The sequence below is a fragment of the Amycolatopsis sp. NPDC051372 genome (genome assembly GCF_040682095.1).
Classification (GTDB): domain Bacteria; phylum Actinomycetota; class Actinomycetes; order Mycobacteriales; family Pseudonocardiaceae; genus Amycolatopsis.
Map to the genome: position 1 here is coordinate 51,126 of NZ_JBFBAF010000023.1, position 19,882 is coordinate 71,007.

20 protein-coding genes and 1 pseudogene are annotated in these 19,882 nt (G+C 71.0%); 6 read left to right on the plus strand and 15 right to left on the minus strand.

Annotation, left to right across the window (positions count from 1 at the left end; genetic code table 11):
• Positions 1 to 3: 3 nt before the first annotated feature.
• The 12 genes and pseudogenes from AB0M56_RS31175 to AB0M56_RS31230 all read right to left on the minus strand — a co-directional run.
• Positions 4 to 1,344, minus strand: a complete 1,341-nt coding sequence (locus AB0M56_RS31175) for an ADP-ribosylglycohydrolase family protein (RefSeq protein WP_364182466.1) — start codon at positions 1,342 to 1,344, stop codon at positions 4 to 6.
• Between the two features lie 2 nt (positions 1,345 to 1,346).
• Positions 1,347 to 2,522, minus strand: coding sequence for an ADP-ribosylglycohydrolase family protein (locus AB0M56_RS31180; protein ID WP_364182468.1), 1,176 nt, complete (start codon positions 2,520 to 2,522; stop codon positions 1,347 to 1,349).
• A 23-nt stretch (positions 2,523 to 2,545) separates the two neighbouring features.
• A complete protein-coding gene (locus AB0M56_RS31185) occupies positions 2,546 to 3,823 on the minus strand; it encodes a sugar ABC transporter substrate-binding protein (RefSeq protein ID WP_364182471.1) in 1,278 nt (425 codons plus the stop codon).
• Positions 3,824 to 3,903: 80 nt separating this feature from the next.
• Positions 3,904 to 4,731 carry a carbohydrate ABC transporter permease gene (locus tag AB0M56_RS31190; RefSeq protein ID WP_364182474.1) on the minus strand — a complete coding sequence of 276 codons (828 nt, stop codon included), beginning with the start codon at positions 4,729 to 4,731 and terminating at the stop codon, positions 3,904 to 3,906.
• Positions 4,732 to 4,734: 3 nt separating this feature from the next.
• Positions 4,735 to 5,706, minus strand: coding sequence for a sugar ABC transporter permease (locus AB0M56_RS31195; protein WP_364182477.1), 972 nt, complete (start codon positions 5,704 to 5,706; stop codon positions 4,735 to 4,737).
• A gap of 142 nt (positions 5,707 to 5,848) precedes the next feature.
• Complete coding sequence (locus AB0M56_RS31200; protein WP_364182480.1) at positions 5,849 to 6,889, minus strand: LacI family DNA-binding transcriptional regulator; 1,041 nt, start codon at positions 6,887 to 6,889, stop codon at positions 5,849 to 5,851.
• A 285-nt stretch (positions 6,890 to 7,174) separates the two neighbouring features.
• Positions 7,175 to 9,409, minus strand: coding sequence for a catalase/peroxidase HPI (gene katG / locus AB0M56_RS31205; RefSeq protein WP_364182483.1), 2,235 nt, complete (start codon positions 9,407 to 9,409; stop codon positions 7,175 to 7,177).
• Positions 9,402 to 9,857 carry a Fur family transcriptional regulator gene (locus tag AB0M56_RS31210; protein WP_220239390.1) on the minus strand — a complete coding sequence of 152 codons (456 nt, stop codon included), beginning with the start codon at positions 9,855 to 9,857 and terminating at the stop codon, positions 9,402 to 9,404. Before AB0M56_RS31210 ends, katG begins: the two co-directional genes overlap by 8 nt.
• 254 nt (positions 9,858 to 10,111) lie before the next feature.
• Positions 10,112 to 10,867, minus strand: a complete 756-nt coding sequence (locus tag AB0M56_RS31215; protein ID WP_364182486.1) for a TetR family transcriptional regulator — start codon at positions 10,865 to 10,867, stop codon at positions 10,112 to 10,114.
• A 40-nt stretch (positions 10,868 to 10,907) separates the two neighbouring features.
• A complete protein-coding gene (locus AB0M56_RS31220) occupies positions 10,908 to 11,699 on the minus strand; it encodes a methyltransferase domain-containing protein (RefSeq protein ID WP_364182489.1) in 792 nt (263 codons plus the stop codon).
• Between the two features lie 77 nt (positions 11,700 to 11,776).
• Complete coding sequence (locus AB0M56_RS31225; protein ID WP_364182492.1) at positions 11,777 to 12,232, minus strand: GON domain-containing protein; 456 nt, start codon at positions 12,230 to 12,232, stop codon at positions 11,777 to 11,779.
• A 91-nt stretch (positions 12,233 to 12,323) separates the two neighbouring features.
• A pseudogene (locus AB0M56_RS31230) lies at positions 12,324 to 12,506 on the minus strand (hypothetical protein); the annotation flags it as partial.
• 411 nt (positions 12,507 to 12,917) lie between these two features.
• On the opposite strand from AB0M56_RS31230, the gene AB0M56_RS31235 reads away from it, so the two are divergent.
• From AB0M56_RS31235 to AB0M56_RS31250, 4 genes are read left to right on the plus strand one after another with little or no spacing between them, the layout of a single operon-like run.
• Positions 12,918 to 14,318, plus strand: coding sequence for a fatty acid desaturase (locus tag AB0M56_RS31235; protein ID WP_364182493.1), 1,401 nt, complete (start codon positions 12,918 to 12,920; stop codon positions 14,316 to 14,318).
• The gene (locus AB0M56_RS31240; protein ID WP_364182496.1) at positions 14,318 to 14,509 is read left to right on the plus strand and encodes a ferredoxin; all 192 of its coding nucleotides are present in this window, start codon (positions 14,318 to 14,320) and stop codon (positions 14,507 to 14,509) included. Before AB0M56_RS31235 ends, AB0M56_RS31240 begins: the two co-directional genes overlap by 1 nt.
• Positions 14,510 to 14,555: 46 nt before the next feature.
• On the plus strand, positions 14,556 to 15,185 hold the full coding sequence (locus AB0M56_RS31245; RefSeq protein WP_364182499.1) for a TetR family transcriptional regulator: 630 nt from the start codon (positions 14,556 to 14,558) through the stop codon (positions 15,183 to 15,185).
• Positions 15,186 to 15,210: 25 nt separating this feature from the next.
• A complete protein-coding gene (locus tag AB0M56_RS31250; RefSeq protein WP_364182502.1) occupies positions 15,211 to 15,576 on the plus strand; it encodes an RNA-binding S4 domain-containing protein in 366 nt (121 codons plus the stop codon).
• A 1-nt stretch (position 15,577) separates the two neighbouring features.
• On the opposite strand, the gene bla (AB0M56_RS31255) is transcribed toward AB0M56_RS31250, so the two are convergent.
• The 3 genes from bla (AB0M56_RS31255) to bla (AB0M56_RS31265) are packed head-to-tail and all read right to left on the minus strand — an operon-like array spanning position 15,578 to position 17,984.
• Complete coding sequence (gene bla, locus AB0M56_RS31255; protein WP_364182505.1) at positions 15,578 to 16,486, minus strand: class A beta-lactamase; 909 nt, start codon at positions 16,484 to 16,486, stop codon at positions 15,578 to 15,580.
• 11 nt (positions 16,487 to 16,497) lie between these two features.
• On the minus strand, positions 16,498 to 17,061 hold the full coding sequence (locus tag AB0M56_RS31260) for a D-alanyl-D-alanine carboxypeptidase family protein (RefSeq protein WP_364182508.1): 564 nt from the start codon (positions 17,059 to 17,061) through the stop codon (positions 16,498 to 16,500).
• Positions 17,062 to 17,081: 20 nt separating this feature from the next.
• The gene (gene bla, locus AB0M56_RS31265) at positions 17,082 to 17,984 is read right to left on the minus strand and encodes a class A beta-lactamase (protein WP_364182511.1); all 903 of its coding nucleotides are present in this window, start codon (positions 17,982 to 17,984) and stop codon (positions 17,082 to 17,084) included.
• A 102-nt stretch (positions 17,985 to 18,086) separates the two neighbouring features.
• Between bla (AB0M56_RS31265) and AB0M56_RS31270 the strand changes: the two genes are divergently transcribed.
• Positions 18,087 to 18,980, plus strand: coding sequence for a LysR family transcriptional regulator (locus tag AB0M56_RS31270; RefSeq protein ID WP_364182514.1), 894 nt, complete (start codon positions 18,087 to 18,089; stop codon positions 18,978 to 18,980).
• A complete protein-coding gene (locus tag AB0M56_RS31275) occupies positions 18,977 to 19,879 on the plus strand; it encodes a serine hydrolase (protein ID WP_364182516.1) in 903 nt (300 codons plus the stop codon). The genes AB0M56_RS31270 and AB0M56_RS31275 overlap by 4 nt, the downstream gene beginning before the upstream one ends.
• The last annotated feature ends 3 nt before the right edge of the window (positions 19,880 to 19,882 follow it).

The following is a 19,882-nucleotide window of genomic DNA, read 5'->3' on the forward strand; positions in this document are numbered from 1 at the left end:
CCCTCACGACACACGCTCCGCGAGCGCGACCGTCCGAGCCGCCAGGTCGGTGATCTTCTGCTCGCCGCCCGGCAGGGACGTCGCGATGCGGCCGTCCAACGGCGTCACCCACTGCTCGCCGATTCCCGGCACGCCGCGCAGAGCGCCGACCACACCGCCGACCGTGGCGGCGGCCGAGTCGGTGTCCCAGCCCGCCGTGACGGCGATGGAGACGCTCGGGCCGAACTCGCCGGCGCCCTTGGCCAGCGCGTAAGCGATCACGGCCGCGTTGCCGAGCACGTGAACCCAGTGCAGGTCGCCGTAGGCGGCGTGGAGGCGGTCGAGGCCGGTGCGGAGGTCACCGGACGAAGCAGCCGCACGGCCGAGGCGCACCGCCTCGGCGAGGCGGCTGCCCGGCGGGATCACCGTGGCCGCGGCATCGAGCACCTCGTCCACGGTGTCGCACACCATCGCCGCCGAGGCCAGGGCCGCGGCCCACATGGCGCCGTAGACACCGTTGCGGGTGTGGCTCAGGCGGGCGTCGGTCCACGCGAGACGCGCGGCCGCGCGCAGGTCGCCAGGGGAGACCCAGCCGAACACGTCCGTGCGGATCAGCGCACCGATCCACTCGCGGAACGGGTTGAGGTGCGTCGCGGTCTCGGGCACCGGGCGGGCGTCGAGGATGTTGCGGTAGGCCGCCCGCTCGGCCGTGAACACGCGCCCGGCCGGGAGGTTGTCGAGCCACAGCTGCGCGACGTCCTCGGTGGTGAACCCGCGCCCGCGCGTCTCGAGCAGCGTGAGCGCGAGCATCGGGTAGTTGAGGTCGTCGTCCTCGGGCATGCCGTGGATGTTCTCCTCGAGCGACGTCGGCGCCGAGCGCTTGTTCCACGGCCACCTCGCCGCGACGTCCGCGGGCAGCCCGACGGCGGTGAACCACTTCTCGAGCGGCCACCGGCCCGTGGCGCGCAGGATCTCCTCGATGCCCTCACGCGGGATCTTCTCCACCGGCTTGCCCAGCAGGCACCCGGCGGCCCGCCCGGTCCACGCGCCGAGCACCCTGCCGTCGCGCAGGCCCGACGGCAGGTCCGGCGCGGCCGGCAGCGTGGCGACGATCGCGTCCCACTCGTCCGGCTCGTCGGGCGCCGGCGAGGCCGGGACGGCCGCGAGCTCGCCGAGCAGCGTGCGCGCCAGTGCCCGCAGGGCGGGCGGCGCCGGATTGGGCCCGGCGCCGCTCACGGCGGGGACGGGGTCGCCGCCCGCCGCCACCCAGCGCATCCGCACGTCCGCCGTGTCGCGACCCTCCACAGAGGACTGGACGAGCTCGTGCGCCAGCAGGTCCTCGGGCTGGGCCCAGGTCAGCCTCACGCTCAGGCCTCCGAAACGAGTGCCGACAGGGTCCCGTCGAGCGCCTTGACCCGGGCCTGCGCCCGCTCACGGTCGGCCCGCATGATGTCCGCCGCGGCCGAGGCCAGCAGCCGGCCGGTCGCCGCAATGTCCATCTTGCTGGCCTCGCTGATCGGGTCGAGCCACTCGGCGGGCACCACGCCGGTGCCGCCGAGCGCGGCGCAGATCGCCCCGGCCATGGCGGCGATCGAGTCCGCGTCGCGGCCGTAGTTCACGGCCGCGAGCACGGCACCGCGGAAGTCGCCGCGGTGCGCGAGCACGAAGGCCAGCGCCGCGGGCAGCTCCTCGATGGACTTGGTGCGCGACGGGCGCCGCGCGTCCATCGACATCCGGCGGTACTCCGGGCCGACGGAGTCGAACGGCGCCACGACCTCCCGCACCCGACGGGCCAGCGCGCGTTCCTCCTCGTCGGAAGTCGGCGCCGCGGCCGTCGCACCGAAGGCCGCCACGACCGCGCGAAGCGCTTCCGCGGTGCCGTCGTGCGCGAGCTCCAGCGCCGCCGCGGCGACGTCGTCGAGTGTCGCGCCCGGGGCGGCCGCGGCCGCGATCATGGCCGCCAGCACGCCGGCCGCCTCGCGTCCGTAGCTGGCCTGGTGCGCGCCGGTGAGGTCGATCGCCTCGGCGTAGGCGCCGCGGGGGTCACCCGCGTTGACCACGCCGACCGGTGCGATGTACATCGCCGCACCGCAGTTGACGACGTTGCCCACACCGGCTTCACGCGGGTCCACGTGTCCGTAGTGGAGCCGCGCGACGATCCACTTCTCCGCCAGGAACACCCGCTGCAGCAGCAGTGCCGTGGATTCGAGCTCCGGCACCCACCGCGGCTCGCCGATCATCAGCGGCACGAGGTCCTCGGCCATCGCGAACGCGTCGAGGTGGTCGCGGCGCTTCGCATACACCTCCACGAGCGCCTGTGTCATGAGGGTGTCGTCGGTGATGTGCCCGTCGCCCTTGTGGTAAGGCGCGATGGGACGCGCCTCGCGCCAGTTCGGGTACCAGGGCCCGACGATGCCGGTCACGCGGCCGCCGTGGCGTTCTTCGATCTGCTCGGGGGTCCACCCTTCGACGGCACCGCCGAGGGCGTCGCCCACGGCCGAGCCGGTGATCACCGCGACCGCCCGGTCTTCCAGCCAGGTCAAGAGAATCCGCTCCAGTCCGTACTTCAGTTGGTGGTGACGCTCTTCCAGCCGTTCTGCAGCTGGGTGGCGAGGCCGTTCGCGTCGATCTTCTGTCCGAGGAACTGCTGGTACGCCGGCGTGGCGATGGTGTCCTTCCACTGCGGGTACTTGCTCGCGAACAGGTACGGCGCCGACGTGATGTACTGGCCCGAGGCGAGGATCTGGTCCCAGCCGGTCTTCCCGGCGAGCTTCGTCGCGAGCGCCTGGCGAGCCGAGTTGGTGGGCGGGATCAGGGCGTCGGCCTCGTTCATCGCGGCCAGGTTGTCGGTGTTGGTGAAGTAGTCGATGAAGTCCGCGGCTTCCTTCACGTGCTTGGAGTCCTTGTTCACCGACAGCGTCTGCGGGCTCGCGGCCTGCGCGGGGCCGGCCGGGCCCGCGAGCGGGGGCAGCACGACCCAGTCGAAGCCCTTCGGCGCGTCCTTCGCGATGTTCGCGGCCTGGTAGGAACCCTGCACGGTCATCGCGATCTGGCCGGCGTAGAACGGCGCGAGCGCCTTGGAACCCGACTGCGTGAGCGTGACGGGCAGGATCGACTTGTCCTGGTACGCCATCTCGTTCACGAGCTTGGGCAGCGCCTGCTCGCCCTCGCCCACCGTCAGGTTGGCCTGGTCACCGGTGCCCTGGAAGTACTTGCCACCGAAGCCCGGGGCCAGCGCGACGAACGCGGCGGTCGGGCTCGACAGGCCCCAGCCGAGGCCGTACTTGCCGCCCTTGGTCGTGGCCTTGGAGATCTGGCGCAGCTGGTCCCAGGTCATCGTCTTGCCGGTCGGCACGGTCACGCCGGCCTGCTGCAGCAGCTTCTTGTTCGCGAAGACCACATAGGACTGCACCTCGGTGGGGTACGCGACGACCTTGCCGCCGAACGTCACCGAGTCCAGCACGCCCTTCTGGAAGTCGTCGCGCTTGGCCTGCGACAGGTACGGCGTGAGGTCGGCGAGGTAGTCGTCCTCGGCGAACGGCTCGATGCCCGCCGCCTCGTAGTGCACGATGTCCGGCGCGGTGCCGGCGTTGAACTGGGTGATCAGCTTGTCGTAGACGCTGTCCCAGCCGGCCTGCACGATCTTGACCTGCACGTCGGGGTGCGCGGTGTTCCAGGAGCCGACGATCTTCTGCGTCTCGGCGATCGCGGCCGGCTGGTCGGACAGGGACTGGAACGTGAGGGTGACGGGGCCACTCGCGTCGCCGCTGCCGCTGCCGCACGCGGCGACGAGCAGGGCGGTGACCATCAGGCTGGCCGCGGCCAGCAGGCGTCGTGTCTTCATCGACCGACCTTTCGGGGATTTCTGTTGGGGGAATGGGATTTCGGGGACTTGCGGTTCCGGGCTCGCCGGCGGGTACGGGGTCATCCCTTCACCGCCCCGGCCATGAGCCCGCTGGTCAGCTTCCGGCGCAGGATGCTGAAGAAGACGATGCTGGGGATCGCCGCGAGCACGGCGCCGGCAGCGAGCGGTCCGAGGGCCGTTCTGCCCTCGCCGCCCACGAACGTGTTCAACGTGATCGGCAGCGTGTAGTTCTCCGGCGACTGCAACAGCACCAGGGCGAAGAAGAACTCGTTCCACGAAGACACGAAGCTGAACATCGCCGTCGCCACGACGCCGGGCATCAGCAACGGGAAGACGATCGTGCGCAGCACGGTGAACCGGCTCGCGCCGTCCATCGCGCCCGCTTCTTCGAGCTCCGTGGGGATCGCGGCCACGTACCCCTGCAGCATCCACAACGCGAACGGCAGCATGTACGTGGTGTGCACGAGCGTGAGCCCGACGAGGTTGTCGGCCAGCCCGAGCGTCCGCAGGATCAGGAACAGCGGCAGGATGATCAGCACCACCGGGAAGACCTGGCTCACCAGGATCCAGCCGACGCCGGCGATGCGGACCTTGCCCTTGAGCCGGGCCAGCACGTAGGACGCCGGCACGGAGATGATGATCGACAGCACCGTCGAGGCCAGCGCCACGAGCAGGCTGTTCCACGCCGAGTGCAGAAGTCCTTGGCGCGTCAGGGCTTCGGTGTAGTTCTCCCAGTGCCATTCCTGCGGCAGCAGGTTGACCGTGAGCGAGTTGAGCTCACCCGAGGATTTCACCGAGGCCGACATCAGCCACAGCAGGGGGAACCCGAGGAACAGGATGTAGAGCGCCAGGGCCACGTACTGGGCCGGACGAACGAGCAAGCGCATGGCTCAACGCCCCTTTTCCGCGCGGTCTTCGGTGCGGAACTGCGACCGCAGGTACACGGCGAGGATCAGCACCACCACGATCACGACGACGAGTCCCATCGCCGCGGCGTAGCCGATCTCGCGGTTCTTGAAGGCTTCCAGGTAGATGAACAGCACCGGGACCATCGTCTTGCCGCCCGGCCCACCGGCGGTGAGCACGTAGACCAACGAGAACGAGTTGAAGTTCCAGATGAAGTTGAGCGAGGTGATCGACGTGACGATCGGGCGCATCGCCGGCCACGTCACGGCCGTGAACTTCCGCCACGCGCTCGCACCGTCGACCGCCGCCGCTTCCAGCAGCTCGCCGGGGATCTGCTGCAGCCCGGCCAGAAGCGTCACCGTGGTCTGCGGCATCCCGACCCACACGCCGACGACGATCACCGCCGGCAGCGCCGTGGAGAAGTCGCCGAGCCAGTTGATGTCACTCGGCAGGCCGACCGCGCCGAGGAACGCGTTGAGCGGTCCGCCGTTGGCGGAGTAGATCATCTGCCACATGATCGCCACGACCACGGGCGGCATCGCCCAAGGCACGAGCGCGAGTACCCGAGTGAGCCCCTGCAGCTTCAGGCCGGAGTTGAGCAGCAGCGCGAGGCCCATCGCCGCCGCGAGCTGCAGCAGCGTCACGCCGACGGTCCAGATCATGCCGATCCGCAGCGAGTCCCAGAACAAGGCGTTGCCACCGAGGCGCGCGAAGTTGTCGAGGCCGGCGAAGCTGTAGTCGGGGTGGCGCACGAGGCGGGCGTTGGTGAAGGCGAGGAACACGCCGACCACGAGCGGGGCCACACTCAGCACCAGGATCGGGATCAACGACGGCAGCACCAGCGCGATCGCCTCACGCCGGCGCGTGCGCGCCATCGGCTTCACGCGCTTCTTCGACCGCGGGGCCGGGGGCTGCGCGGCGCCGCGCTTCGGCTCGGTCAGCGACGGGGTCGTCATCGGTCACCTCGCTCGGTTCCGGTCGTCCCGGTGGTCACCGTCGGGTCGGTGGTCCCGGGCGCCGGCCGTTCGTCGGCGGAGGGCCGGCCGGCAGCCGGGCCCTTCTTCATCGGCACAAGCCGCATGAGTACAAGCCGCACTGTCATCGCGCACCCCGTTCGGTGGCCGTTGTGGTGGATTCGCGCACCACGAGCTCCGCGCCGACCGACACCTGCTGGGCCGGCTGGTCGGGGTCGTCGGCGAGCTGCAGCATCAGCCGGGCCGCGGCGCGCCCGCGTTCGCTCGCGCCGAGAGACACGCTTGTGAGGCTGGGCTGGAAGACGCGGCCGATCTCGGTGTCGTCCATGCCGGTCACGGCGACGTCCTCGGGCACGGACAGGCCCAGCTCCCGCACGGCCCGGATGGCGCCGATGGCGAGCAGGTCATTGGCCGCGACGAGCGCGTCGAGCTGCGGTGCGCCCTCGGGCACTCGCGCCAGGATCCGGCGGGCGGCCTCGAGGCCGGCGCCGACGGTGAAGTCCTCGGCGGTCTCGCGCTCGATGTGCTCGGCCGCGAGGTCACCGGCGTTGACCGCGGCGTCGAAACCGCGCTGGCGGGAGGCACCCGGCGTGGTGTCGACCGGACCGTTGAGGAAGCCGATGCGGCGGCGCCCGATGGCGCGCAGGTGGCGCACCGCTTCGCCGATCCCGCCCGCGGAGTCGGTGGACACGGAGCTGATGCCGCGGTCGTCCATCGCGCGCCCGATCACCACGACCGGCACGGGAGCCTGCTGGATTTCGGTGATCAGGCCGTCGTCGGTGCGCAGCGGGCTCACGATCATGCCGTCCACGAAGCCGCTGCCCAGGCTGCGCACCAGCTCGATCGTGGAGTCGGAGGTGTCCCCTGTCGACATGACGACCACCCGGTAGCCGTGGGGCGCGAGCACCTCGTGGATCGCCCGCATCATCTCGACGTAGACCGGGTTGCCGATGTCCGCCACCGCGAACGCGACCTGGAACGTCTTCTTCATCCGCAGCGACCGGCCGATCGCGTCGGCGCTGTACCCGAGCTCCTCGGCGGCGGCCCGGACGCGCTCGACCATCGCCTTGCTCGCGCCCGCCCCGTGCAGCGCACGGGAGGTCGAGGCCAGGGACACCCCGGCGCGCTCGGCCACCTGGATCAGCGTGGCCCGTGTTGACGTCATCGTCGCTCAAACCTCGGTAGTGGTCTGTGTCGGCTCACGATTTTGAAACGTTTCCAAGTTCGCGATCCGAGAGTTGGAAACGTTTCCAACGGGATTAATCACGATAGTGCACCCCGCAGAGCCGCCGTGTCAACCAGCGGTACACCACACCGTGATCTGAGAGCCCACACGACAGCCGCGACCTGCGGCTCGGCGGTTTTCCGGGCACAAGAAAGGGGGCGGAGACCCGCGGTCCCCGCCCCCTTCTCCGACGTCACCGGGAGCCCGAGGGCCCCCGCGTCACACTCAGATCAGGTCGTACCGGTCCAGCATCATGACCTTGTCCCACGCGGCCACGAAGTCCTTCACGAACTTCGTCTTGGCGTCGTCCGCGGCGTAGACCTCGGCGACGGCGCGCAGCTCCGAGTTCGACCCGAAGAGCAGGTCGACCCGGCTGCCGGTCCACTTGACCTCGCCGGTGGCGCGGTCGCGGCCCTCGAAGGCCTCGCCGTCCTCCGACACCGTCTTCCACTCCACGCCCATGTCGAGCAGGTTGGCGAAGAAGTCGTTGGTCAGCACGCCCGGCGTCTCGGTGAGCACGCCCTGCTTCGACGCCTGGTAGTTGGCGCCCAGCACGCGCAGGCCACCCACGAGCACGGTCATCTCGGGCGCGCTCAGGTCGAGCAGGTTCGCGCGGTCGATGAGCAGGTACTCGCTCGGCAGGCGGTTGCCCTTGCCGCGGTAGTTGCGGAACCCGTCGGCCTTCGGCTCGAGCGGCACGAACGACTCGGCGTCGGTCTGCTCCGCCGTCGCGTCGGTGCGGCCCGGGGTGAACGGCACGGTGATCTCGACGCCCGCGTCCTTCGCGGCCTTCTCGACACCCGCGGCGCCGCCCAGCACGATCAGGTCGGCCAGAGAGATCTTCTTGCCACCCGACTGGGCGCCGTTGAAGGCCTCCTGGACACCCTCGAGCGTGGTCAGCACCTGCGCCAGCTCGTCGGGGTTGTTGACTTCCCAGCCGCGCTGCGGCTCGAGGCGCAGGCGGGCACCGTTGGCGCCGCCGCGCTTGTCACCGATGCGGAACGTCGAGGCCGACGCCCACGCGGTGGAGACGAGCTGCGCCACGGTGAGGCCCGAGTCGAGCAGTTTGGCCTTGAGGTCCGCGACGTCCGCGTCGGTGACCAGCTCGTGGTCCACGGCCGGCACGCGGTCCTGCCAGATGAGGGCCTCGTCCGGGACCAGCGCGCCGAGGTAGCGCTGGACCGGGCCCATGTCGCGGTGGGTCAGCTTGTACCAGGCGCGGGCGAAGGTGTCCGCGAACTCCTGCGGGTTCTCGTAGAAGCGGCGCGAGATCGGCTCGTAGATCGGGTCGAAGCGCAGCGCGAGGTCCGCGGTCAGCATGCCGGGCGCGCGGTTGAGCTCACCGGTCTCGGGGTCCGGCACGGTGTTCGCGGCCGCGTTGTTCGCCGGCTTCCACTGGTTCGCGCCACCGGGGCCGGTTTCGAGCTCCCATTCGTAGGTGAACAGGTTGTGGAAGAACCAGTTGCTCCACTTGGTCGGGGTCGGGGTCCAGGTGACCTCGATACCGCTGGTGATCGCGTCGCGGCCCTTGCCCGAGCCGAAGCTGTTCTTCCAGCCCAGGCCCTGCTCCTCGAGCGGCGCGCCCTCGGGCTCGGCGCTGACGAACTCGTCGGCGTCGGCGGCACCGTGGGTCTTGCCGAAGGTGTGGCCTCCGGCGATCAGCGCGACGGTCTCTTCGTCGTTCATCGCCATGCGGCGGAAGGTCTCGCGGATGTCGCGGCCCGAGGCCACCGGGTCCGGGTTCCCGTTCGGGCCCTCGGGGTTGACGTAGATCAGGCCCATCTGCACGGCGGCCAGCGGCGCCTCGAGCTCGCGGTCACCGGTGTAGCGCTCGTCGCCCAGCCAGGTGCGCTCCGGGCCCCAGTACACGTCCTGGTCGGGCTCGTACACGTCGGCGCGGCCACCGGCGAAGCCGAAGGTCTTGAAGCCCATGGTCTCCAGGGCGCGGTTGCCCGTGAAGACCATGAGGTCGGCCCACGAGATCTTCTTGCCGTACTTCTTCTTCACCGGCCACAGCAGACGGCGGGCCTTGTCCAGGTTGCCGTTGTCCGGCCAGCTGTTCAGCGGCGCGAAGCGCTGCATGCCGGCGCCCGCGCCGCCGCGGCCGTCTTCGATGCGGTAGGTGCCGGCGCTGTGCCACGCCATGCGGATCATGAAGCCGCCGTAGTGGCCGAAGTCCGCGGGCCACCAGTCCTGCGAAGTGGTCAGGACCGCGTCGACGTCGCGCGCCAGCTCGTCGAGGTCGACGGTCTGGAACTCCTTGCCGTAGTCGAAGTCCTCGTCCATGGGGTTCGCCACGGCCGAATGCTTCCGGAGGATCGAGAGGTTCAGCTGGTTCGGCCACCAGTCACGGTTGCTGCCGCCCTCGGTGGGGTGCGCGAAGCGCCCCGTGTGGACGGGGCACCCGCCCGCGCTCTCCACGTTCATCTCGCCGACTTCGGCGTTGGGGGTGTCAGACACGGGAATCCTTCCGGGAATCAGTGTGGGTAACGGTGTTGCAGTCGGGGCACAGGCCCCAGTAGATGACCTCGGCCTCGTCGATGACGAAACCGTGGTCATCGGACGCGGTCAGGCAGGGCGCGGCGCCGACCGCGCAGTCGACATCGGCGATCGCACCGCACGACCGGCACACGACGTGGTGGTGGTTGTCCCCCACCCGTGCCTCGTATCGCGCGACCGAGCCCTCGGGCTCGATCCGCCGCACGAGACCCGCGGAGGTCAGGGCGCCCAGGACGTCGTAGACGGCCTGGTGGGACACCTCGCCGAGATCCGCGCGCACGGCACCGATGAGCGACGCGGTGTCGGCGTGGGGATGATCGTGCACCGCGGACAGCACCGCCATCCGAGGACGCGTCACCCGCAGAGCCGCTCCGCGTAGCATGCGCTCGAAGTCCGAAGTCGTTGGCACGCCTGGCAGTGTGCCGCAGCTTCTGGAATCAATCAAGAATTACTCGCCGTCGTGAACCTGCCGGATGACCCGCTCCCACCGTCACACGCTGCGGGGTCGCCGTAAACTTACAGTCACAGAAACTTCGCGCGAACCCCGGGTGAGCGTGCGAGTTTCCGCCTTTGGCGGCCACTCTGGACGTTGGGGCGCCGGAACTCGTGCGGCGCGAAGTCCGTGCCGGTTTCGTACTCGCCGGTCTTTTCCCGGCCGGGGCTTCACCCCTGTGGTCTTGTGGCGGCGTCCTTCGAGGTGTCCTTCACCGCCGGACGCCGGGTGCGCGCGAAGCTGCCGAGGCCCGACTCCAGCAGCCGGGCGGCGCGCAGCACGTCGGTGGTCACGGCGCCGCGGATCCGTGCCGGCGTGCGGCCCGCGTCCACGTGCTTGGCGAGGCTGCCGAACTGCACGCGCCACAGCCCGACGAGCGCCGTCGCGGCGAGCTGGGGCTCCGGGTCGGCGGTGGCCAGGCCCGCGCGCACGGCCAGCAGCTGCGCGGCGCCGTCGGCGAGCTCGTCGAGGACATCGCGCTGGTAGGCGGCCAGCGCCGGCGTGGAGCGGATCAGCTCGCCGTAGCGGCGGAACCCCGCTCCCGCGGCGCGGCGGTCGCGCTGGTCGGCGAGCCAGCCGGTGACCGCGGCCAGCTCGCCGGCGAGGATGCGCAGCACGGCCTCGACGGGCGTGCGGGCCGGGTCGCCGAGCTCGGTGCGCATAGCGGCGAGGGTCGCGTCGGGCCGGTCGAGGATGAGGGATTCCTTGGCGGGGAAGTAGTTGAAGACGGTCTTCTCTGACACGCCACCGGCCTGTGCGACGTCGGCGACGCGCACGGCGTCGAAGCCGCGCGCCAGGAAGAGTTCCGTGGCGGTGTTGAACAGCAGGCGACGCGTCTCGCGCTTCTTGCGCTCGCGCACGCCCTCCGCGGGAACCTCGTCCCGCGGGGTCCGCAACGCCGCCCAGTCGACCCGCCGTCCGCCCACGAAACCGAGAATAGCTTGAGAACACGGGATTTCCGGCGAGTCAGCGGTGCGGCACGCTGCCCCGCACAGCCCACGCCCGCGCGGTCAGGGTGATCGTGCCGTCCGCGGCGATCGGCAGCCGGGCGCGCAGCAGGTCGCGCAGGGCTCGGCGGTGGTCTTCGGACAGCTGCACGGCGTAGGCGGGCGCCGGGCCCTGGCCGCCGAGGAACGGCAGCCAGTAGTCGTCGAAGCCGGCGAACGCGGTGCGGACGCCGATCGCGCGCACGACCACGCCCGTCAGGCCCGCCTCCGTCCACAGTCGACTCAGCGGATCCGGGCGGCACAAAGGAAAACGGCGGCCTTCGTCGAGGTCCGCGACGACCGGGTCGAGCTCGGCCGCGGCGTCCCAGAACCAGCGCATCAGCTCCATGCCCTCGGCGTAGTCCCACACGTATGCGGTCACCACTCCCCCGGGCTTCACGGCCCGGACCCAGTCGGCGACCGCCCGGTGCGGGTCGGGCACGAAGTTGAGCGCCAGCCCGCTCACGGCGGCGTCGAACGCGTCGGCGGCCACGGGCAGGGCCTGCGCGTCGCCGACCACGAAGGCCGCCCGCGGGTCGGCGGCCAGCCGGCGGGCGTGGGCGACGAGCGGCGAGGCCTGGTCGACGCCGAGGACGCCGGCCGGATCGGCCGTGGCCAGCACCGCCGACGCCAGCGCACCGGTGCCGCAGCCGACGTCGAGCCAGCGCGCCCCGGGCGGCACGATCGTGCCGTCGAGGAAGGCCGCGGCGACGCGGCGGCTCCACCGTCCGACGTACCGCTCGTAGGCCTCGCCCGAGGACCAGTCGCTCATCGTCCGAACCTACGCCGCCGGCCGGGCACCCGCGCCCGGGCGAACCGCGTGGCACGGCCCACCCGGATCGGCCGGGCTCAGGCGAGGTTCACGCACGCCCGGCCGAGCAGCACGTCGACCAGCGTGTGGGGGCCGCACGCGAGCTGGAGGTGGAAGTCGGGAACGGCAGGGTTGACGGGGTTGTAGATGGCGGGCGCCGGAGTGATCGAGCCGCAGTAGCCGCCACCCGCGAGGTCGGCGCTGCGGCCGTCGGCGCTGAGGGTGGCGCCGCCCTCCGGTTCGAACCCGCCGACGACCCACGTGGCGGCCAGCACGAAGGCCGTGCCACCGAGATCGACCCGGCCGACGCCACTGGCCGCGTGGTCACACGACCCGGCCACCGCGTAAGGCATGGACTCGATGACGAAGGGCCCCGGCTGCACGGCCGATCCGGTGCTGGTGGCGAACGTGACGTCGTTGATGTCGACCAGCAGGGTCGCCGGGTCGATCCGCACCCGGGTGAACGTGGTGCGGACATTCGTGCCCCGTGTCACGCCACCGACTGTGTATTGCGAGAAGTTGGGGGGTGAGCGTGATGTATTCCCGCGGCGTCCCGGCCATGTCGTGACAATAGACGGGAACGAGGTGGGACCCGGTGTTCAGCACATAGTTCCCGTCGCCCGCGATCGGCAGCAAGGCGCGGATCGCGGCACAACTGCTCGTGCCGGCCGCCACCGGCGGTTGAGCCGCCGGCTGCGCCGACGCAGGCGTCACGGCAAGCCCGGTGAGGACCAGAACTGCAACCGCGACAACAATTCTTCGAAACATGAAACCTCATTCCCTCGAGGATGTGGCTGAATGATTAGACGGCGAAAAATCGAATCGGGCGATAGACCATGCGGGTAACCCCCGAAGAGGCCGAGCCACCACCGAAGCCGAATTACGACATTCGAGAACCGGACTGACGCGTTCGGCGGCAATTCACCGGGCTTACGCGACGAAATACTCGCGAATGAGCACTCAGCCCAGGTGCACCGGAATGGGCCGCGGAGAAATTCACCTCGAACGGATGAGGGGTCACAGTGGACGCGGTACACCCGGGGCGGACAGTGCGGTCACAACCCGGCAGCGGTCACGCGAGCCGTACTTTACATTTCTCTTCGACTTGTCAAGCTGGGTGTACATCACTTACCGTCTTGTCAACCACGTCGGACAGCGTCGTTGACGGAGGAGGACGAGATGAGCGAAGTCGCGGGGACGGTGCCCGCCGGTTCGACCGAGTCTTGGACGGACCGCAAGCGGTACCTGTGGCTGATCGGGCTCGTGGTGCCCTCACTCGCGTTCCTGGCGATCGGGCTGCACGCGGCCACCGGCTGGGGCGTGTGGTTCTGGGTCGGGCCGATCGTGATCCTCGTGATCGTGCCCGTGATCGACCTGGTCGCGGGGCTCGACCGCGGCAATCCGCCCGACGACGTGCTCGAACAGCTGGAAAACGACCGCTACTACCGCTGGATCACCTACCTCTTCCTGCCGATCCAGTACGTCGGGTTCGTGGCGGCGTTCTGGCTGATCGGGCGCGGTGACCTGAGCGTGGTGGACAAGATCGGGCTGGCCGCCTCCATCGGGTGCATCGGCGGGATCGGCATCAACACCGCCCACGAGCTGGGGCACAAGAAGGAGAGCCACGAGCGCTGGCTGTCGAAGATCGCGCTGGCGCAGAGCTTCTACGGCCACTTCTACATCGAGCACAACCGCGGCCACCACGTCCGCGTGGCCACACCCGAGGACCCGGCTTCGAGCCGCGTCGGCGAGAGCTTCTACCGCTTCTGGCCGCGTACGGTCGGCGGCTCGCTGAAGTCGGCGTGGCGACTGGAGCGCAAGCGCTACGCCCGGCGTGCGAAGCACCCGTTCCGCATCGGCAACGACGTGCTCAACGCGTGGCTGATGTCGGCCGTGCTGTGGGCCGCGATGCTGGTGTGGCTCGGAGCCGGGATCCTGCCGTACCTGCTGATCCAGGCCGTGGTGGGCTTCTCGCTGCTGGAAGTCGTGAACTACATGGAGCACTACGGGATGCTGCGCCGGCGCGTGGGCCCGCCGGATCGCCGCCGCCACGAGCGCGTGGACCCGAGCCACAGCTGGAACTCCAACAACATCGCCACCAACGTGCTGCTCTATCACCTGCAGCGCCACAGCGACCACCACGCCAACCCCACGCGCCGCTACCAGACGCTGCGGGACTTCGCCGAATCGCCGGTGCTGCCCACCGGGTACGCCGGGATGATCGTGCTGGCGCTGGTGCCGCCGCTGTGGCGACGCGTGATGGACCCGCGCGTGCTGGCCCACTTCGACGGCGACATCTCCCACGCCAACATCCAGCCGCGCAAACGCGGCAAGGTTCTGGCCCGGTACGGCACCCGCGTGACGGCCGAAGCGCCGATCACCGCCGACACCCGCGGCGACGCGGCCGAAGGCGGGATGTGCCCCGGTTGCGGCTATGTCTACGACGAACAGCGCGGTGATCCGCGCGAGGGTTTCCCGGCCGGCACGCCGTGGTCGGCGATCCCGGACTCGTGGTGCTGCCCCGACTGCGGCGTACGCGAGAAGGTCGACTTCGTGGCTCCAGGAAGGGTGGGTGCGTGATGCGGATCGAGGCGAACCGCGAGTTGTGCGCCGGGTTCGGCATGTGCGAGGCGATGGCGCCGGACTTCTTCGAGGTCGGTGACGACGGCACGGTGGTGCTCCTGGAGGAGAGCCCCGCCGAGCGGCACCGCCTGGACGTGACGGCCGCGGCCGACGCGTGCCCGGTGCTGGCGCTGAAGGTGCGGGACTGAGGATGCGTTCTCCAGCTTGCCGGGACCACACGGGAGGCGGCCTAGGATGACGATCATGAGCGGGGCACTCCGGGCCGCACCGCCCGAGGGCGGCCAGCACCGGCAACCGATCGTCACCGCGGCCATCGAGCTGACCGCGAGCGAGGGCTGGTCGGCGGTCACCATGGCGCGGCTGGCCGAGGCCGTGGGCGTCAGCCGCCAGACCGTGTACAACGAGGTCGGCTCCAAGGCTGCGCTGGCCGAGGTGATGATCTCCCACGAGCTGGCCCGCTTCCTCGCGGTCGTGCGCACCGCGTTCGACCGGCATCCCGGCGACCTGGTCGAGGCGATCTACGAGGCCATCCGCGCCGTGCTCGATCTCGCCGACGACAACACGCTGCTGCGCGCCATCGCGTCGGCGACCCACGGCACGGACACGGAACTGCTGCCGCTGCTGACCACGCGCGCGGGCTCGCTGCTGACCGAGGCGAAGACGATGCTGGTCGAGCGCGTGCGCACGTACGAGCCGCCGCTGGACGACGAGCAGATCACCGTGGTGATCGACCTCGTGGTGCGCACCGTGCTCAGCCACGTGATGCAGCCGTCCGACACGCCCGCCCGTACGGCCGACGCGCTGGCCTGGGTGGTCGGGCGCGTGCTGGGCACGTCGGCGGCGCGGCCTATGCGCCGCGGCTGACCGGCGGCTGGGGCATGATGGACCCGTGGAGTCGACCAGGGTGGACCGCTGGCTGTGGGCCGTACGGCTGGCGAAAACGCGCTCGAACGCCGCGGCCGCGTGCCGGGGCGGGCACGTGCGCGTGAACGACCGCCCGGCCAAACCCGCCACCACCGTGGTCCCCGGCGACGAGGTCCGCGCCCGCATCGGCCAGACCACCCGCGTTGTCGAGGTCGTCCAGGTCATCCAGAAACGCGTCGGCGCGCCCGAAGCCGCGAAGTGCATCATCGACCGCACTCCGAAGCCGCCCCCGGAGGCCGCGATCCCGGTGGCGCACCGCGAGCGCGGCGCGGGCCGTCCGACGAAACGGGAACGCCGGGTGCTCGACGAGTTCCGGTCGCGCTGGAGCTGAGTCAGCGCAGCATTTGGGCGACGTACTTCGCGGCTTCGGCGATCAGGGCGTACCGCGGTTCGTCGTCGTAAGCCGTGCGGTCCGACATGATCGCGAAGACCAGTGGGGCTGCGCCCGGTGGCCTGAGGACGGCGACGTCGTTGACCCGGCCGTAGTCGCCGTGGCCGGTTTTGCCGATCACGCGCCATTCGGCGGGCACGCCCGCGCGGATGGCCTGCGCGCCCGTGGTGCTGCGGCTCAGCCAGTCCTCGACAAGCGCGCGCTTGGTTGCGGGGAGCGCCTTGCCGAGCACGATCGTTCGATGGTCGGCGGCGAGCGCCCGCGGGGTGGTGGTGTCGCGGGGGTCGTCGACGGGATCGCGGTTGAGGTCGGGCTCGTACTGGTCCATGCGGCTGGTGGCGTCACCCAGGCCACGCAGGTACGCCGTGAGCCCGGCCGGGCCGCCGGCGTCGCGCATCAGCAGGTTGCCGGCCGTCCCGTCGCTGTACCGGATCGCGGCGTCGCACAGCTGCCGCACGCTCATCCCGGTGCCGGTGTGTTCCTGGGTGATCGGGGAGACGGAGTTGACGTCGGCTTTCGTGTAGTGGATTTGTGTGTCCAGGTAGGACAGTGGGTGGTTTTGCAGCACGGCGGCGACCGCGAAGGTCTTGAAGGTGGAGCAGAAGGCGAATCTCTCGTCTGGCCGGTAGTCCAGGGTGGCTCCACTGCCGGTGGCGAGTGCGTGGATACCCAGGCGGGCACTGTACTTGCGTTCGAGCGCTTCGAGTCGCGCGGTCGGCGGTGGGGTTGTTGTCGTTTTCGGTGGTGGTGCGGGGCTCGGTGGTGGGACCGGGTTCACGCAACCGGCGATCGGTGCCGCGAGCACTCCGGCGAGCAGGGCCCGCCGGGTCATGCGACGTCGGTCCGCCACGGGAATTCCCCTCATGTTTCCGATTCCGCCAGGGAAAACCCGGGGTGCGGGACTCGGCGTGGGCGGCCCTCGGGATGGTATTCGAAGTGCCACCATTCGTTGTCGTAGACGCGGTACAGGTGGTGAGCCGCGCCGTGGAGTTCGAGCCAGTGGGCGCCGTCGCGGGGGCGGATGTCGAGGGCCGTGCCGGTGACGTGGCGGGAGTTCGCCGGGGGCAGGGCACGCCTGCGGGCCCGGGCCACCGAGCCGGTGCGGCGGACCTCCGCGGTGAAGAGGCGGTCCTGGGTGCCGGCGTCGCGGTGGCCGGAGGTGAGGCCGAGGAGGGTGCCGTGGCGCCAGAGGGCGGTGGTGCGGGCCGCGACGAAAGCCGCGTGGGTGCCGGGTGACAGCCCGGTGAGGTCCTCGGCCGGGAAGCGGATCCTGAGCGCCCAGGAGCAGGCAACGGATCGCCCGAGGCCCGGAGCCACCAGGGAGGCCAGTGGCCACAACACGAAGGCGAGCAGACGGGTGATCACGCGGTAGCCGACGTCACGCCGCCGGCCCGCGGGGTCCCCAGTGGACAGGCTAAACCTCATGACTCCCCCAGGAGAACGTCTCATCCCAGCGCCTTCACCGCGGCCGCCGCGGCGCGGGCGACGAGGGCGTCGTCCGTGGGGGCGTCGGCAGCGGGGCGGTCGGAGAACACCACGAAAACGATCGGCGCGCGGCCCGGGGGCCAGGCGATCGCGATGTCGTTGCGGGTGCCGTGGTCGGCGGTGCCGGATTTGTCGGCGACCTGCCAGCCGGCGGGGACGCCCGCACGGACGAGGTGGGTGCCGGTGGTGCTGGCGCGCATGGTGTTCGTCAGGACCGTGCGCAGGGGCGCGGGCAGCGTGTCGCCGAGGACCACCGTGCGCAGCGACCGGGCCCAGGCGCGCGGGGTGGTCGTGTCGCGCAGGTCGCCGGGGGCGGTTTCGTTGAGGGTGGGTTCGATGCGGTCGACATGGGTGGTGGTGTCGCCGATCGAGCGCAGCCACGTGCTCAGCGCGGCCGGCCCGCCGAGCTCGCGGAAGAGCATGTTGCCGCCGGTGTTGTCGCTGTAGCGCAGGGCGGCGTCCATGATCGCGCTCAGCGTCATGCCGGCGCCCGCGTGCTTCCGGGTGATCGGCGAATCCGCGACGACGTCACTCGGGCCGTACTTGATCACGCGGTCGAGCCCCGCCATCCCCACCTTCTGCAGCACGGCCGCGGCACTGAACACCTTGTGCGTCGATGCGTAGGCGAAGCGCTCGTCGGCGCGGTAGGCGACTTCGTGACCCGAGCCGGTGTCCACGACGTACACGCCGAGCCGGGCGCCGAAAGACCGCTCCAGGTCGTCGAAGTCGTGGTTCGAGACCGTCGGCGAAGCGGAGGTGGCGGGCGGTACGGCGGGCGGCAGAGCCTGCGGAGCCGGCGGCGCGCCACATCCCGCCAACGCCACCACAGCCACCGCCGCCACCACCACAGACTTGCTGAACACCGGGTCCCCCCTTCGGAAGTGATCGACATCCGCAGTCTCACCAAGGCCGCTCATGCTGTCCAAGACAGAAGTGGGCACTTCCATGCGCAATGGGCATACAGTGTGGTCGTGGACCTGATCGGAAGCTGCCGCGCGTTCGTCGGCGTGAGCGAAACCGGGAGCTTCACGGCGGGGGCGGCGGTGGCCGGGATCCCCCAGCCCGTGGCGAGCCGCCGGATCGCCGCGCTCGAACGCCACCTCGGCGAGCGCCTCTTCGACCGCGCGACGCGGCGGGCCCAGCTCACGCCCTTCGGCCGCGACATGCTGCCGTCCGCGCGGCGCCTCGTCCACCTGGCCGACGCCATGGAGCACGACGCCAAGCGCGCCAAACTGCGTCCCCTGCGTCTCGCCGTGCCCGACACCTGCCCGACCCGCGACCTCGCCGAGCTCGGCGCCGAGGCCCGCGCGCTCGGCATTTTCCTCGAGTTCCGCCCGGCGCCACCCGGCGAGCGGGCCGAGCTCGTGCGCACGCACGAGGTGCGCGCCGCCCTCGTCGCAGTGCCCGAGACCGATGCCGTGTGGACGGTGCCGCTCGGCGTCGCCGCCACGGAACGCCAGCAGCTCCCACCCGTGGTCCACCTCGAGACGCTGCGCGCCGGCCGCGCCACCAAAGCCGAGCGCCGCCGCGTGTGGATCCAGCCCGAGGACGACGTGCCCCACATCCGCGACCGCGTGTTCCGCGTCCGCGACGCCGTGGGACTGCGACCCGCCCAGGTCTCCGTCGCCGGTTCCCTGACGGCCGCCGCGGCCGCCGTCTACGGTTCGGCCGACCTGCTCCTGTGCTCCCCCACGCAGGCCACCGAGCTCGGCCTGGGCTGGCGCCCCCTCGGCAACGGCCCCCTCGCCCGCGGCTTCGACGTCGCCGCCGCCCTCGGCGAAGACGCCCACCACCTGCGCACCCGCCTGCGCCCCGCCATCGCCCGCTGCCTCGGCGCCCCCGACGAGGAGAACGTGTGAACACCGAATCCCTGCTCCGCGACCTCCGCGAGGAACTCGACGACGGCGGCCTGCGCGGTTCGTTTCTCGTCCGCGACCTCCACACCGGCCAGGAGATCGGCCTCGACGCGGACCTGGAGTTCCCCAGCGCCTCGCTGGTCAAGGTGCCGCTCGCCGCGGCGACGTTGGAGCGCATCCGGCGGGGTGAACTCGACGGCGCGACGCAGCTGGAGGTCGAACCCGGGCGGGTCACCACGGCCGGGCCGGCCGGGCTGGCGCGCTTCCGCCACCCGGCGCGCGTGGCGATCGACGATCTGCTCTACCTGAGCGTGGCGGTCAGCGACGGCACCGCAGCCGACGCGTTGTTCGAACTCACGCCGCCGGCCGAGGTCACGCGGATGCTGCGCGAGTGGGGCATCGACGGTGTCTCCGTGCGGCACGCGACGGCGGAGCTGGCCGACACCCCCGCGGAACGGTTCGAGCCGGGCGAGGTGCACCTCGCCCACGCGCTGGCCATTCGCGCCGGCACGGCCGGGCGGGGGCACCCGGTGTCGCAGCTGGACGTCAGCCGGGCCAGTGCCGGGTCGGCGCGGGCGTATGTCGCACTGCTGGAGGCGTTGTGGCGGCCGTCCAAAATAGACACCGAGGTGGCGGCGCGCACGCGGGATCTCATGGCCCACAACCTGCTGCGCCAGCGGCTCACGCCGGATTTCGGGTCCGACTCGACGAAGTGGTCGGCCAAGACCGGCACGCTGCTGAACCTGCGGCACGAGGTCGGCGTGGCCGAGCACGCCGACGGGCAGGTATTCGCGGTGGCCGCGCTCACCGAGTCGCGGGTGCCGGCGGCGATCCAGCCGGAGGCGGAGATCCTGATGGCTCGGGTCGCCCGCACGATGCGGGACCACCTGCGGTCGCGCTGAAAC

What these genes read in the sequence shown, in the direction of transcription:
- AB0M56_RS31185 (WP_364182471.1), bottom strand. Translation starts at nt 3,823, where the DNA reads ATGAAGACACGACGCCTGCTGGCCGCGGCCAGCCTGATGGTCACCGCC.
- AB0M56_RS31190 (WP_364182474.1), bottom strand. Translation starts at nt 4,731, where the DNA reads ATGCGCTTGCTCGTTCGTCCGGCCCAGTACGTGGCCCTGGCGCTCTAC.
- AB0M56_RS31195 (WP_364182477.1), bottom strand. Translation starts at nt 5,706, where the DNA reads ATGACGACCCCGTCGCTGACCGAGCCGAAGCGCGGCGCCGCGCAGCCC.
- AB0M56_RS31200 (WP_364182480.1), bottom strand. Translation starts at nt 6,889, where the DNA reads ATGACGTCAACACGGGCCACGCTGATCCAGGTGGCCGAGCGCGCCGGG.
- AB0M56_RS31220 (WP_364182489.1), bottom strand. Translation starts at nt 11,699, where the DNA reads ATGAGCGACTGGTCCTCGGGCGAGGCCTACGAGCGGTACGTCGGACGG.
- AB0M56_RS31235 (WP_364182493.1), top strand. Translation starts at nt 12,918, where the DNA reads ATGAGCGAAGTCGCGGGGACGGTGCCCGCCGGTTCGACCGAGTCTTGG.
- AB0M56_RS31240 (WP_364182496.1), top strand. Translation starts at nt 14,318, where the DNA reads ATGCGGATCGAGGCGAACCGCGAGTTGTGCGCCGGGTTCGGCATGTGC.
- AB0M56_RS31245 (WP_364182499.1), top strand. Translation starts at nt 14,556, where the DNA reads ATGACGATCATGAGCGGGGCACTCCGGGCCGCACCGCCCGAGGGCGGC.
- AB0M56_RS31260 (WP_364182508.1), bottom strand. Translation starts at nt 17,061, where the DNA reads ATGAGGTTTAGCCTGTCCACTGGGGACCCCGCGGGCCGGCGGCGTGAC.